This is a genomic window from Mycobacterium sp. AT1, from assembly GCF_002043095.1.
Classification (GTDB): domain Bacteria; phylum Actinomycetota; class Actinomycetes; order Mycobacteriales; family Mycobacteriaceae; genus Mycobacterium.
In genome coordinates, this window is the sequence record NZ_MVOC01000031.1 from 88,160 (window position 1) to 100,614 (window position 12,455).

Annotated in this window: 12 protein-coding genes; 5 read left to right on the top strand and 7 right to left on the bottom strand. The window is 69.0% G+C overall.

Annotation, left to right across the window (positions count from 1 at the left end):
- Nucleotides 1–328 precede the first annotated feature (328 nt).
- Nucleotides 329–577: a hypothetical protein gene (locus B1790_RS15150; protein ID WP_079924052.1), complete on the top strand. Its 249-nt coding sequence runs from the start codon at nucleotides 329–331 to the stop codon at nucleotides 575–577.
- A gap of 36 nt (nucleotides 578–613) precedes the next feature.
- Nucleotides 614–868 carry a hypothetical protein gene (locus tag B1790_RS15155; protein ID WP_079924053.1) on the top strand — a complete coding sequence of 85 codons (255 nt, stop codon included), beginning with the start codon at nucleotides 614–616 and terminating at the stop codon, nucleotides 866–868.
- Between the two features lie 89 nt (nucleotides 869–957).
- On the opposite strand, the gene B1790_RS15160 is transcribed toward B1790_RS15155, so the two are convergent.
- The 3 genes from B1790_RS15160 to B1790_RS15170 all read right to left on the bottom strand — a co-directional run bounded on the left by B1790_RS15160 (nucleotide 958) and on the right by B1790_RS15170 (nucleotide 4,288).
- Nucleotides 958–1,602 (bottom strand): TetR/AcrR family transcriptional regulator, encoded by a 645-nt coding sequence (locus B1790_RS15160; RefSeq protein WP_079924054.1) that lies wholly within the window; start codon nucleotides 1,600–1,602, stop codon nucleotides 958–960.
- A 69-nt stretch (nucleotides 1,603–1,671) separates the two neighbouring features.
- Nucleotides 1,672–3,021 carry a S1C family serine protease gene (locus tag B1790_RS15165; RefSeq protein ID WP_079924075.1) on the bottom strand — a complete coding sequence of 450 codons (1,350 nt, stop codon included), beginning with the start codon at nucleotides 3,019–3,021 and terminating at the stop codon, nucleotides 1,672–1,674.
- A gap of 112 nt (nucleotides 3,022–3,133) precedes the next feature.
- Complete coding sequence (locus B1790_RS15170) at nucleotides 3,134–4,288, bottom strand: NAD(P)/FAD-dependent oxidoreductase (protein ID WP_079924055.1); 1,155 nt, start codon at nucleotides 4,286–4,288, stop codon at nucleotides 3,134–3,136.
- Between the two features lie 157 nt (nucleotides 4,289–4,445).
- Here B1790_RS15170 and B1790_RS15175 point away from each other — a divergent pair, with 157 nt between their 5' ends.
- Nucleotides 4,446–4,859: a YciI family protein gene (locus B1790_RS15175; protein ID WP_079924056.1), complete on the top strand. Its 414-nt coding sequence runs from the start codon at nucleotides 4,446–4,448 to the stop codon at nucleotides 4,857–4,859.
- Nucleotides 4,856–6,016, top strand: a complete 1,161-nt coding sequence (locus B1790_RS15180) for an RNA polymerase sigma factor (RefSeq protein WP_233165138.1) — start codon at nucleotides 4,856–4,858, stop codon at nucleotides 6,014–6,016. Before B1790_RS15175 ends, B1790_RS15180 begins: the two co-directional genes overlap by 4 nt.
- On the opposite strand, the gene B1790_RS15185 is transcribed toward B1790_RS15180, so the two are convergent.
- The 3 genes from B1790_RS15185 to B1790_RS15195 form a co-directional block, all read right to left on the bottom strand.
- Complete coding sequence (locus B1790_RS15185) at nucleotides 6,017–6,733, bottom strand: CoA pyrophosphatase (protein ID WP_079924058.1); 717 nt, start codon at nucleotides 6,731–6,733, stop codon at nucleotides 6,017–6,019.
- A gap of 27 nt (nucleotides 6,734–6,760) precedes the next feature.
- Nucleotides 6,761–7,978, bottom strand: a complete 1,218-nt coding sequence (gene fdhA, locus B1790_RS15190; protein ID WP_079924059.1) for a formaldehyde dehydrogenase, glutathione-independent — start codon at nucleotides 7,976–7,978, stop codon at nucleotides 6,761–6,763.
- Between the two features lie 124 nt (nucleotides 7,979–8,102).
- On the bottom strand, nucleotides 8,103–8,927 hold the full coding sequence (locus tag B1790_RS15195; protein ID WP_079924076.1) for an LLM class F420-dependent oxidoreductase: 825 nt from the start codon (nucleotides 8,925–8,927) through the stop codon (nucleotides 8,103–8,105).
- Nucleotides 8,928–9,184: 257 nt separating this feature from the next.
- Here B1790_RS15195 and B1790_RS15200 point away from each other — a divergent pair, with 257 nt between their 5' ends.
- On the top strand, nucleotides 9,185–11,152 hold the full coding sequence (locus B1790_RS15200) for an MFS transporter (protein WP_079924060.1): 1,968 nt from the start codon (nucleotides 9,185–9,187) through the stop codon (nucleotides 11,150–11,152).
- Here B1790_RS15200 and B1790_RS15205 read toward each other — a convergent pair.
- Nucleotides 11,149–12,455 (bottom strand): HNH endonuclease signature motif containing protein (locus B1790_RS15205; protein ID WP_079924077.1); only part of this gene is annotated, 1,307 nt, incomplete at its 5' end. The two genes, B1790_RS15200 and B1790_RS15205, sit on opposite strands and share 4 nt — an antisense overlap.

Below are 12,455 nucleotides of genomic sequence, written 5' to 3' on the forward strand. Positions count from 1 at the left end.
CCCTCCAACTCTGGCGGCAACGGACGTGGTCGCGCTGCCGCGTTCAGTCGGTTGATCGTGCGTATGGGCGTCCGGTGTTACACACGAGGACGCAACCGGGGCCCGCCAGGCGGTTCTTTCGGGCGGACTCTGGACCACCAAGTCCTGTTACGGGCCATGCCGCCGCATGGCGGCTCGGCCGTCCGCCGATGCCGTGAACAGAGGGTTTCGGCTGGTCGGCGACGACACTCCGCTCCCACACGACGCCTTGACGTGACACCGTTCTGGACGATAGAGTTCAGTTCACGTATCTCCAGCGCATTCTAGGTAGCAAAGATAGGATTCGATCATGAATAGTCGTCTCACCCGTCGTGTCGCCGCGGGCCTCGGCGTTGCTGCCTTCATCTCCATGGGAGCGCTGACCGCCTGCGGTGGCAGCGAAGAGAAGCCCGCCCCGTCGAGCACCACGGAGACCACCACCGCCCCGTCGGTCACGCCCACCGAGAAGAGCATCAACCCCACCGGTGGCAACCTGTTCACCCCGCCCGTCAAGGCTCCGCCGGCGCCGACGGCGATCCCCGGCACCCACAACAACTAATCTCGGCGATCTCGAGAACCCGGATAGGACTGCTTCATGACTAGTCGAAACACTCGCCGCGTCGCCGCGGGCCTCGGCATCGCGGCGTTCATCTCCATGGGGGCGCTGACCGCCTGCGGTGGCAGCGAAGAGAAGCCCGCCCCGTCGAGCAGCACGGAGAGCTCGACCAGCGCGCCGTCGGTCACGCCCACCGAGAAGAGCATCAGCCCATCCGGTGGCAACTCCTTCAGCCCGCCGGTCAAGGCGCCGCCGGCACCGACCGGCGTTCCCGGGACCAACCACACCGGTTAACCGAACGAGTCCCTTCATCAGGACGACACGAGGCGGGTCAGTCGACGACTGACCCGCCTCGTTCGTTTGGACCCGCTGGTCCGAAGTGGCTAGTCCCGCTCCGCGCCGTCGGGCTGGAAGGACCTGATGTAGGCGATCGACGAGTCCAGAGCGGTCTGCATGAGCCGCGGATCGTGGGCCGTCTGCGAGAGCAGATAGCCGCCCTCGACCGCAGCCAGCAGTCCGGTGGCGAGGGTGGGTGCGTCGACGTCGGCCCGCAGCGCACCCGCGTCCCGCATCCGCTCCAGCGCCGCCGCCAACAACCCGCGCCACTCGGCGAAGTGCGCCGCAAGGGATTCGCGAGCCCTGTCGTCACTGTCGGACAGTTCGGCCGCGAGCGAGCCGAGTTCACATCCCCACAGGCCCCGTCGCAGCGCGCAGCGCTGCACCATGGCGTCACGCCAATGGTTGAGGCCGCGGAACGAGTCGACCTTCTCCAGTCGCAGGCGTTGCCACGACAGAATCTCGTCGGCGCGAATGCTGATCACGTCGTACACCAGATCGGTCTTGTCGTCGAAGTGCTGGTAGAACTGCGACTTGCTCGTCGCACTGGACGCGAGCACTTCGTCGATCGTCGTGGCCGCCACCCCGCGCACGTGCATCAACTCCGCTGCCGCTTGGACGATCCGGTTGCGGGTCGCGACGCCTCGAGAGGTGAGCCTTGGCCGCGTCACGTCGTTCGATGGTGGCGGCATCGTCCAACTGTAGCCCCTTGTTTGGACTCTGAAGTCCAACTCGACTATCCCTGGGAACATCCTGTGCGACTACTGTTGGGCCGTCCCCAGGGTGACCTGTTTCGTCTCACTGGAACCGGACGGATCCTGATAGGTCAGCGCCACCTCGTCACCGGGGGCCTTCGACCGCACGGCGGCCACCAGCGCCTCCGGACCGTCGACGACACGACCGTCCACCTTGGTCACCACGACGCCGTTCGGCACGCCTGCGGCCGCGGCGGGTCCGCCGTCGACCACCTGTGCAACGGTGGCGCCGGACGCGTTGGGGTCGTCGCTCAGCTGCACTCCCAGCGACGCATGGGTGGCCGTGCCGGTGGAGACCAACTCGGTGGCGATGCGCTTGGCCTGATCCACCGGAATGGCGAAGCCGAGGCCAATCGAACCGCTCTGCCCACCGGACGAACTCGAGCCGCCGCCCATCGAGGCGATCGCCGAGTTCACCCCGATCAGTCGACCGTTCATGTCGACCAAGGCCCCACCGGAGTTGCCGGGGTTGATGGCCGCGTCGGTCTGGATGGCGTTGAGCACCGTCGCCTGACCCTGGCCCTCACCCGCGGTGGCGACCGGGCGGTCCAGTGCACTGACGATGCCCGTCGTCACGGTGCCCTCCAAGCCAAGCGGCGACCCGACGGCGACCACGTTCTGGCCGACCTTCAGATCCTTCGACGAGCCGATGGCGATCGGGGTCAGGCCCGAAAGGCCTTGCGCGCGAACGACGGCGATGTCACTGGAGGGATCGGCACCCACCACGCTGAACGGTGCGGTGCGGCCGTCGGCCAGCGTGACGGTCGCCTTCATGGCCTGGGGCCCCGGGACCTCCTGGCCACTTGGGGTGACCTGCGCACCCGCACCGGTCGGTGCGGACGCCAGGGCGGCCACCACGTGGTTGTTGGTCAGTATCAGACCGTTTGGATCGAGGACGACGCCGGAGCCCTCTTCGCTCTGACCGCCCATGTCGATCTGCAGCTTCACGACGCTGGGAAGCACCTTCGCCGCCACCGCCTCGACGGAGCCGCCCGGCAGATCGGCCGCGGGAGGGACCGCAGCCGCCTGGCTCGGCGCGGTGGCGAGGGCAGTCGCGAGACCACTTTCGGCCGACTGGTCGTGCTGACTCGTCATCACCACCGCGCCGACGCCCGCCGACACCACGGCGATCGCGGCGGCACCGGTGACCATCGCACCGACCCGAGACCGCTTCCGATGGGGCGCGACGGCGGCCATCGGCGCCGTGTCGGCCGCAGGGTGACTGGCGTATCGCCAGTCATACGGCGACTGCGGCGCGGCGTGGGCGCGATGCGCCGGATTGCGTTGTCCTGCAGCGGGATCGATGCCGTGCCTCCGGCCGGACGGTTGCATCGGGTACTGCGGGTAGTTCGTCATGTGGGCCATACCTTCTGGAGTCGGGCAGCAAAGTGTTGACCCCACGGTGCCCTCGCCGGCTGAGACGTGACTGAGAGCCAGATCGGTACAGTCGAAGACTTTTCGGCGGGCGTCAGCCCGTCGACTGCGGTTGGGGTGCGGCGAACATCTCTACGAGCGACGTCGGCGCGCGGTCGCCGAACAGCATCTCGGTCACCCCGTACGCCTCTTCCGCGATCGCAGCGCTGCGCGGGAACATGGCCGCTTCGTACGCGGCGACGGCGGCGTTCACGTCGCCGGGATGCGCGACGATCGCCGCGGCGAGTTCGGCACCGTCGAGCATGGCAAGGTTTGCGCCGTCACCCGAGGGTGGCATCAGATGTGCGGCGTCGCCGAGCAGCGTCACGCCGGGCACGGCGTCCCATCGATGGCCGGTCGGCAGCGTGAAGAGCGGGCGCACCACTGGCGCGACGCCGCCGACGGTGAATCCGTCGGTGATCAACGCGGTGAGTTCCGGTGCCCACCCGTCGAACTCGGCCGCCACCCGCGCGACAGCCGCAGCGGGTTCGGTGGCGTCGACCGCGGCCATCCACTCGAGCGACCGCCGCAGCGCGACATAGGTGTGGATCACGTGTCCCTGCTCGCGGTGGGCGAGGATGCCCTTGCCTGCAGCGGGGGCGTACATCGCGCCGCCTCCGACTGCCTCGGCCACCGCCGGGTGCCGCGCGTCCACGTCGTGCAGGTACATCTCCACGTACGACATTCCGACGTATTCGGGCGTGGCGGCCGAGAGCAGGGGTCGCACCCTGGACCACGCGCCGTCCGCGCCGACGAGGAGCTCCGTCGTCGTGGTGGTGCCGTCGGTGAAGGCCAGCTCGTGCGCACCGTCGCCGAGTGACCGCGCCGAGGCGACCTTGCAGCCCCACCGCACCACGCCGTCGGGCAGCGACTCCAGCAGGATCTGCCGCAACCGTCCGCGGAGCACCTCCGGCCGTCCGCCCGAGTCGGCACCGTCGGGCTGCTCCACCAGGACGGCGCCGTCCCGGTCGAGCACACGGAGTGCGTCCCCGCCGACGTGGATGATGCTCTGGAACCGTTCGTAGAGGCCGGCGGCCTTGAGGGCCAGCTGCCCGTCCTCCGGGTGGATGTCGAGCTGGCCGCCCTGGGTGCGCCTCTCGGCCGACGGCTCGGCCTCGTAGACCGTCGCGGCGATGCCGTTGACGTGCAGCACCCTGGCCGCCATCAGGCCGCCGAGCCCCGCACCGACGATCGTGACCGGCGTCGTCATGACATCTCCTCCACTCGTTGGAACACTGTTCCAAGTCAGGATGGAACGACGTTCCACGGAAGTCAAGGCGAACCACGTGTCGAGATCCCGGCCACCGCTGCGTCCCAGGAGTGAACGCGGCCAGAATGGGCCGCAACAGATCGAGGGAGACCACGCCATGGCCAAGTACCTGATGCTCAAGCACTACCGCAGCTCGAGCATCCCCACCGACCGCCCCTTCGCCCCCATGGACCAGTGGACGCCCGAGGAAATCGACGCCCATATCCGGTACATGAACGACTTCGCGGACCGACTTCGGCAGACCGGCGAGTTCGTCGACGAGCAGGCGCTGTCCGCCGAGGGCACGTTCGTACGCTACGACGGCCCGGGACGACCACCGGTCACCGACGGCCCCTTCCCCGAGACCAAGGACCTCATCGCAGGCTGGATGGTCATCGACGTCGACGACTACCAGCGCGCCGTCGACCTCGCAGGCGAGCTGTCGGCCGCCCCCGGCCGCCACGGCGAGCCAATCTACGAATGGCTGGAACTGCGGCCGTTCTACGGCGAAGCGCCAACGGTCACCGAGTGACGGTGGCCCCCGACGAAACCGTCCTGCGGGAGGTCGCTCCCTCGGTGCTTGGCGTCCTCGTCCGCCGCGGAGCCGACTTCGCGACGGCCGAGGACGCCGTTCAGGAAGCACTGATCGAAGCCGTCGTGCGGTGGAAGTCCGAGCCGCCGACCGATGCCAAGGCCTGGCTCGTCACCGTGGCGTGGCGGAAGTTCCTCGACCTCACCCGCTCCGACGTCGCCCGCCGCGGCCGAGAAGAACGTCTGCTCGCCGAGCCCGAGGCGGGTCCCACCGAACGCGCGGACGACACGCTCGCGCTGTACTTCCTGTGCGCGCATCCGTCGTTGACGCACACCTCGGCCGTCGCACTCACGTTGCGGGCGGTCGGCGGACTCACCACCCGGCAGATCGCGGCGGCCTACCTGGTGCCGGAATCGACGATGGCGCAGCGCATCAGCCGGGCCAAGCGCACCGTCGCCGACGTCCGCCTCGGCCAGCCCGGTGATCTGCACACGGTCCTGTCGACCCTCTATCTCGTCTTCAACGAAGGCCACTCCGGCGACGTCGACCTGGCGGCCGAGGCCATCCGCCTCACCAGACAGCTGGCAGCGGTCACCGACGATCCCGAAGTCGGTGGCCTGCTCGCGCTGATGCTGCTGCACCACGCGCGGCGCGACGCCCGCATCGGCGCCGACGGCCGCCTGGTGCCGTTGGCGAGGCAGGACCGCACCCGGTGGCGGACCGACCTGATCACCGAGGGCGTCGACCTGCTGCAGGCCGCGCTGGTCCGCGACGCGCTCGGGCCGTATCAGGCACAGGCGGCGATCGCCGCGCTGCACGCAGACGCCCACACCGTCGCCGAGACCGACTGGGTGCAGATCGTGGAGTGGTACGACGAATTGCTGGCGCTCACCGACAGCCCAGTCGTCCGGCTGAACCGCGCCGTCGCGATCGGGCAGGCCGACGGTCCGCGCGCCGGCCTCGCCGCCCTCGCCGACGTGGACGACACCGTGCCTCGCTACACCGCGGCGGCCGCCTTTCTGCACGAACAGGGCGGTGACCTGGCCACGGCGGCAACGCTGTACGCCGAGGCTGCCGCGGCCGCACCGAACCTCGCCGAGCGCGACCACCTGTCCCGGGAGGCGGCCCGGCTCCGCAGTGTGCCGGGCGTCGGGTAGCTATTTCCAGGCGAACACCGGCTGCTCCAGCTGGTCGACCGGATCGTCGCGCCCCTCGAGGCACAGCCAGCGGAACTGCAGCAGCACTGCACCGGTGGGGGCGTGAATGAGATCGTTGCCCAGCGGAATCTGCACCACCGGCCGCGGGCTCTCCGGAATGTCGACGAAGCGCGGCGAGTCACCGCGTTGCAGTTGGTGCAGCCCCACCCGGTAGGCGGCCACCACCTCGTCGGGTGACGGGCGCAGATCGAGCCGACCGCCACCCCAGACCACGACCGGGGTGATGACGTAACCGGACCGGGTCGGATAGTCGTCGAGGAGACCGAGCACCGACGTCGGCGCCAACCTGACACCGAGTTCCTCGTCCAGCTCCCGGAGGGCGGCATCGACGACGGTCTCCCCCTCGTCGACGCGACCGCCCGGCAGCGCCCACTGGGCGGCGTGGGCGCGCAACCGAGATGCCCTGCGGCACAAGAGAAAAGCAGCACCCCCTGACACGTCGACCATGCGCCCGTCGAGACCGGGATCCATCGGTCGCCCGTCGATCCAGTCGTCGACGGGCGCCGGGTCGACCCTGTCCTCACCGATTTCGGAGTCGACGAGCACCACCGCCACGGCCGCATGCCGTTTCGAGGGGTCCACGACCTCGCGGCGGCGGTGACTCGCCAGGTTGCTCCGAACTCGCATCCGCAGCGCCTCGTCGTAGGTAATCGTCACCGCTCGACCATAGGTGCTGCCCGCAGGTCAGGCCGCCGGCACCATCCCGTGGGGGTCGAGGACGAACTTCTCGGCGACACCCGAGTCGAACTCGGCGTACCCGCGCGGCGCGTCGTCGAGGGTGATCACCGTGGCGTTGACCGCGTCGGCGATGTGCGCCTTGTCGTGCAGGATGCTCATCATCAGCCCGCGGTTGTACTTCAGCACCGGGCACTGACCGGTGGCGAAGCTGTGGCTCTTCGCCCAACCGAGACCCAGCCGGACCTTCAGCGTGCCCTCCTTGGCGTCGGCGTCCGCGGCGCCGGGATCACCGGTGACGTATAGGCCGGGGATGCCGAGCGATCCGCCGGCGCGCGTGAGTCCCATGATCGAGTTGAGGACGGCGGCGGGCTGCTCACCCGCGCCCTGGCCGTGTCCGCTGGCCTCGAATCCGACGGCGTCCACGGCGCAGTCGACCTCGTTGGTGCCGAGGATCTCGGCGATCTGGTCCTCCAGTGAGGCGTCGGCGCTGACGTCAACCGTTGCGCAACCGAAGGATTCGGCCTGCCTGAGCCGGTCGGCGTTCAGGTCGCCGACGATCACGACGGCCGCGCCGAGCAACTGCGCCGAGTACGCGGCCGCCAAGCCCACGGGTCCGGCACCGGCGACGTACACCGTCGACCCGGTGGTGACGCCCGCCGTCTTCGCACCGTGGTACCCGGTCGGGAAGATGTCCGACAGCATGGTGAGATCGCGGATCTTCGCCAGGGCGGCGTCGCGGTCCGGGAACTTCAGCAGGTTGAAGTCGGCGAACGGCACCATGACGTAGTCGGCTTGGCCGCCGAGCCAGCCGCCCATGTCGACGTACCCGTAGGCCGAACCCGCGCGAGCCGGGTTGACGTTGAGGCACACCCCGGTCTGCCCCTCGCGGCAGTTGCGACAACGGCCGCAGGCGATGTTGAACGGCACCGAGCAGATGTCGCCGACTTCGAGAAACTGTACGTCCGAACCCTTTTCGACGACCTCACCGGTGATCTCGTGGCCGAGCGTCTGGCCAATCGGAGCGGTGGTGCGGCCGCGCACCATGTGCTGATCCGAGCCGCAGATGTTGGTCGACACGCACTTGAGGATGACGGCGTGGTCGGCCTTGCGGCTCATCCCCATCGCGCTCGCCACTTCCGCCGGGACCTCGAGCTTGGGATAGTCGATCGTCTCGACCGCCACCTTGCCAGGACCCTTGTATACGACAATCCGGTTGCCACTCATGGCTTTTCCCAACCAGACCCGCGGTGTTGGCAGCAGGCTCTCCGTTGCGCCCGCGCGTCCACTCCCGAGCCTAGGTAAACCTCACCGGCTGGTGGGCGGTGCGGGCGAAAACCTCGCCTTTCGTCTAGCCGCGGTACTGCGCCACCTTCGCGGCGTACTCGTCGAGCAGTCGAAGGCTCTCGTCGCGGGGCACCGACGGGAGCAGCAACGCGACCTGGCCGAAGCCGAGGTCGTCGACGGCGCGCCAGTAGTCGGCGTCCACCGGAGTGCCGAACATCGCCAGCGGGACGTCGTGACCCAAGCCGTCCCGCATCTGCTGGATGCGCGGCGCCAACACCTCGGGCGGGAACGGGTTGGAGATCCAGCCCGCGTCGTGCCGGATCACGCGCTTGACGGTCGCATCGGAGTTGCCGCCGATGTAGATCGGAGGCTGCCGGACGGGTTTGGGCCGGCTGTAGGAAGCGTCGAAGTCGACGAACCTGCCGTGGTACTCGGCGGGATCGTTCGTCCACAGCGCCTTGATGGCCTCGATGCGCTCGTCGAGCAGCGCGCCGCGGGTCTTCGGGTCGGTGCCGTGGTCACGGAGTTCCTCGATGTTCCAGCCCGCGCCGACGCCGAACACGAACCGCCCACCCGAGATCAGGTCGACGCTGGCGGCTTCCTTCGCGGTGACGATCGGATCCCGCTGGATCAACAGCGCGATTCCGGTGAACAGTTCGATGCGCGACGTCACGGCTGCCGCCGCCGCGAGCGTGACGAAGGGGTCCAGTGTCTTGTAGTAGTAGTCGGGCAGCTCTCCGCCGCCCGGGTACGCCGACTCCCGACTGGCCGGAATGTGGGTGTGCTCGGCGATGACGAGGGCGTCGAAGCCCCGGTCCTCGATCGCGGTCGCCAGCGAGACCGGGTCGATGCCGTCGTCTGTGACGAACGTAGAAATGCCGAATTTCACGAGGACTCTCATCTGTCGGGGTCAGGAGGGGGAACGCCGTCGGCGAGACGCACTATTCCCCGACGCCTCCGGGCGAATGGCCGTCAGCCCAGAACGTTAGATAGGGTCACTATCAGGTTGGCCGGGATCGATGGTGCTTCGGGTGTGAACAGCCGCTCGCGACAACACACCGCTGCGACGGGAAGAAAACCCGCCACGAAGAAGCTGGAGACGTACGTGCCCACCCCGATTCCGTCCGATCACCGAGGACCCCGCTGATGCGCCAGGGACCTCTCGCCGGGCGCTACCCCGCCGTGGCCACCATGGTCATCCTCGCCCTGATTCCGTACTTGGCGCTGTCCGCGGCGATCGACCCCCTGGTGCCGATCATCACCGAGCAGCTCCACATGAGCGCTCAGACGATGAGCCTCAGCTCCGGGCTCGGCAACGCCGCGTACGCCGTGGGAACGGTGCTGGCGGTCCAGTTCGCGCAGCACCTCCCCCAGCGGCGCATGCTGCTGTCCTACGCCGTGGTGCTGGCGGTCGGTTCCGTCGTCGCCGCCGCGGCGGTCAACCCCGGCATGTTCATCGGCGGACACGTCCTGCAGGGCCTGGCCACCAGCATGCTGCTGATCGCCGCCGCGCCGCCCCTGACGATCGGCTTCCCGAAGGAAAAGCTCAGGAACACCGCCGTCATCATGAACATGTGCGTGTTCGGCGCGGTGGCGCTCGGACCCTTCGTCGGCGGTGCGCAGGCCGAGGCACACGCGTGGCGGCCGCTCTTCTGGATCATCGCCGGGATCGCGGTGCTGGCCCTGATCATGGCTGCGCTCACGTTCGAGGACGCCCCACCTGCCGACCTCGACGCCCCGCGCGACCTTCTCGCCATCGGACTCGCCGCCGTCGGTTGCGCCGCGGCGTTCGTCGGCGCCTCGCAGCTGACCAGCCACGGCTTCGGCGACGTCGCGGTGACCCTGCCCATGTTCGGTGGCCTTGCCCTGATCGTAGTGCTGGTGGTCTATCAATTCCGTTCGCGCCGGCCACTTCTCACCGTCCGCACGATGCTCACCAGCTCGATCCCCGTCGCCGGCGTCGGCGTCGCCCTGTTCGCTGCCGCCGCGTCTGTGGCGGCAACCGCACTGACTGCCAACGTGCTGTTGAAGACCTACAGCCCGGTCCACGTCGGCCTGCTGTACCTGCCCGAACTCGGTGGTGCCGTGGTGATGGCCGTGGTCTTCGGAATCGTCATCACCAAGCGCGCGATGCACTACCTGCCGCTCGTCGGAATGGTGCTGCTCGCGGCGGGAATCCTGGTCTTCCAGTTCGCGCTGCCCGCCAACCAGCCGCTGGTCTTGGTGGCCGCGGGGCTGACGGGGTTGGCGTTGGGCGCCACCGTCGCGCCCGCGCTGTTCGTCGCCGGCTTCTCACTGCAGTCCAATAGTCTCCAGCGAGTCTTCGCGATCATCGAATTGTTCCGTGCGGTGGCGGCTTTCATGGTCGCGCCGATCCTTGCCCACTTCGCGATGACGGTGTCGACCGACCTTGGCACGGGCACCAGCTACGCACTGTGGATCGGCTTCGGCCTCGCGGTCGGCGGCGCCGTCTTCGGGGTGGCCGTCTACGCCCTGAGCGGCTCCCGACCGCAGAAGCCCGACCTCGACGAGTTCCTCGACGGCGACGACCCGGCCTGGCACTCGCCACCCCTGCTGGCCCTCATCCGTCCCGGGGCAACGGCTCCGACCGAGACAGCCGCCGTGGCGACCCCCGAGCCAGCCCACACCGAGGCGGTGCCCGAGCCGACCGGAATGGTGCTGATCGCCTACGACGGAACCGATCTCGCCGCGTTCGCCATCACGCAGGCCGCGGCTCGGCTTGGCGCCGAACGCGAGGCGCTGGTGGTGTGCGTCTGGCAGCCGGTCGACGTCGGCTTCACCCCCACCGATTCGCGGCACTTCGACGCCGACCGGGCCACCGAGGTGCGCCACGCCGCCGAGCGGACCGCCGCCCACGGCGCAGAGCTGGCCCGCCAGGCCGGTTTCACCGCGCGCAGCGCGGCGGTGGAGGCCGCACCGACGTGGCAGGGCATCGTCGCCGCCGCCGATGACCACGACGTCAGCCTCATCGTGCTCGGGCCGCACCGGCGCAGCGGGCTTCTCGGGCATCTGCAGGGCAGCGTCGCGTCGGCCGTCGTCGCCCACACCGACCGGCCCGTTCTGATCGTCCCGCAGTACCAGGACGTCCGCTAAGCAGCATTCGGTTCCGGTCCGCCGGGTCTGAGGTCGTCTTCGGCCGACGGTGCGTCCGGCTCGTCATCCGGTGGCCAGTACAGCCGTTCGGGGCGGTGGTAGTCGTTGACCCGGACCTGCCCGGTGTCCAACGCCGGGGGTGGCAACCATTCGACGTCATGGTCGGCGTTGATCCGGGTGGTCCACCCACCCGGGCCGACGACCCGGTTGTCCGGCCCGCACGCCAAAGCCAGGTCGTCGACGTTGGTTAGTCCACCCTGAGCCCAATCCCGCGCGGCGTGATGAACCTGGCAGCCATACGCCGGCACCGTGCACCCCGGCTTCGTGCACCCACCGTCACGGGCGATCAACATCAACCGCTGAGCTTGGGAGGCGGTACGGCGGGCCCGAAACAAGTTCACCGCCGCCCCGGTAGCCCCGTCGAACACCGCCAAGAACAGGTGCGCCCGCCCCGCCAACCCGATGACGTCGCGGATCGGCATCACCGTCCCACCCCCGGTCACCCCCACGCCGGCTCGACTCTCCAGATCCTGCAGCGTGGTCCGGATGATGATCGTGGCTGGCAATCCGTTGTGCCGACCCAGCTCACCGCTGTCCAGCATCCGGCGCCCGACCGTCATCAACGCGTCGTGCTGACGCTGGCCCAACGTGCGGTGGTCCTCGTCGACCTGCTGCTGGGTCGGGGTCCCCGACACGCACGGCTGCTCGTCATCCGGGTTGCACATCCCCGGCGCCCCCAGCGTGGCGAACACCGCCTCGAACACCGCCCACGCCTGCGGCGTCAGGGTCGTCGTCAAACGCACCATCCCGTCGGGCTGCTGAGGCCCCTTGGTCGCACCCCGGCGCCGGGCCCGTTCAGTGTCATCATGTTCCGGGCCGTCCTGGTCGAGCAGGAAGATGGTCCGATCAGCGGTGTCCTTCAACTGCTTGGGACCCACACTCATCGCCGCCGTCACCAGATCGGCTTCGATCTGACCGCGGGTGACGGGGTCCACCGCCGGCGGAATCCGGCTCATCGCATTCGCCAGAACCTGCACGTGTTCACGGTTGACCAGCCCGTGGGACTGCGCGATCGCCGTGCACGCCAACACCGGGTCCAGCGGTGCCCCGATCAACGTCTGCCGGGACGCCAGCAACGCGGCCTCCTCCAACCGGCGACCCGCCTCACTCGGCGAAATCCGCCACCGGACGGCCATCACCTCACGCCAGGACTTCGCACCCAACGCCTTCGGCGTCGTCTCAGCCTGCACCCGGGTCAACAACCGATGCCCCAGCACCGGCAGTTGGCAGGTCAGCGTCTCCA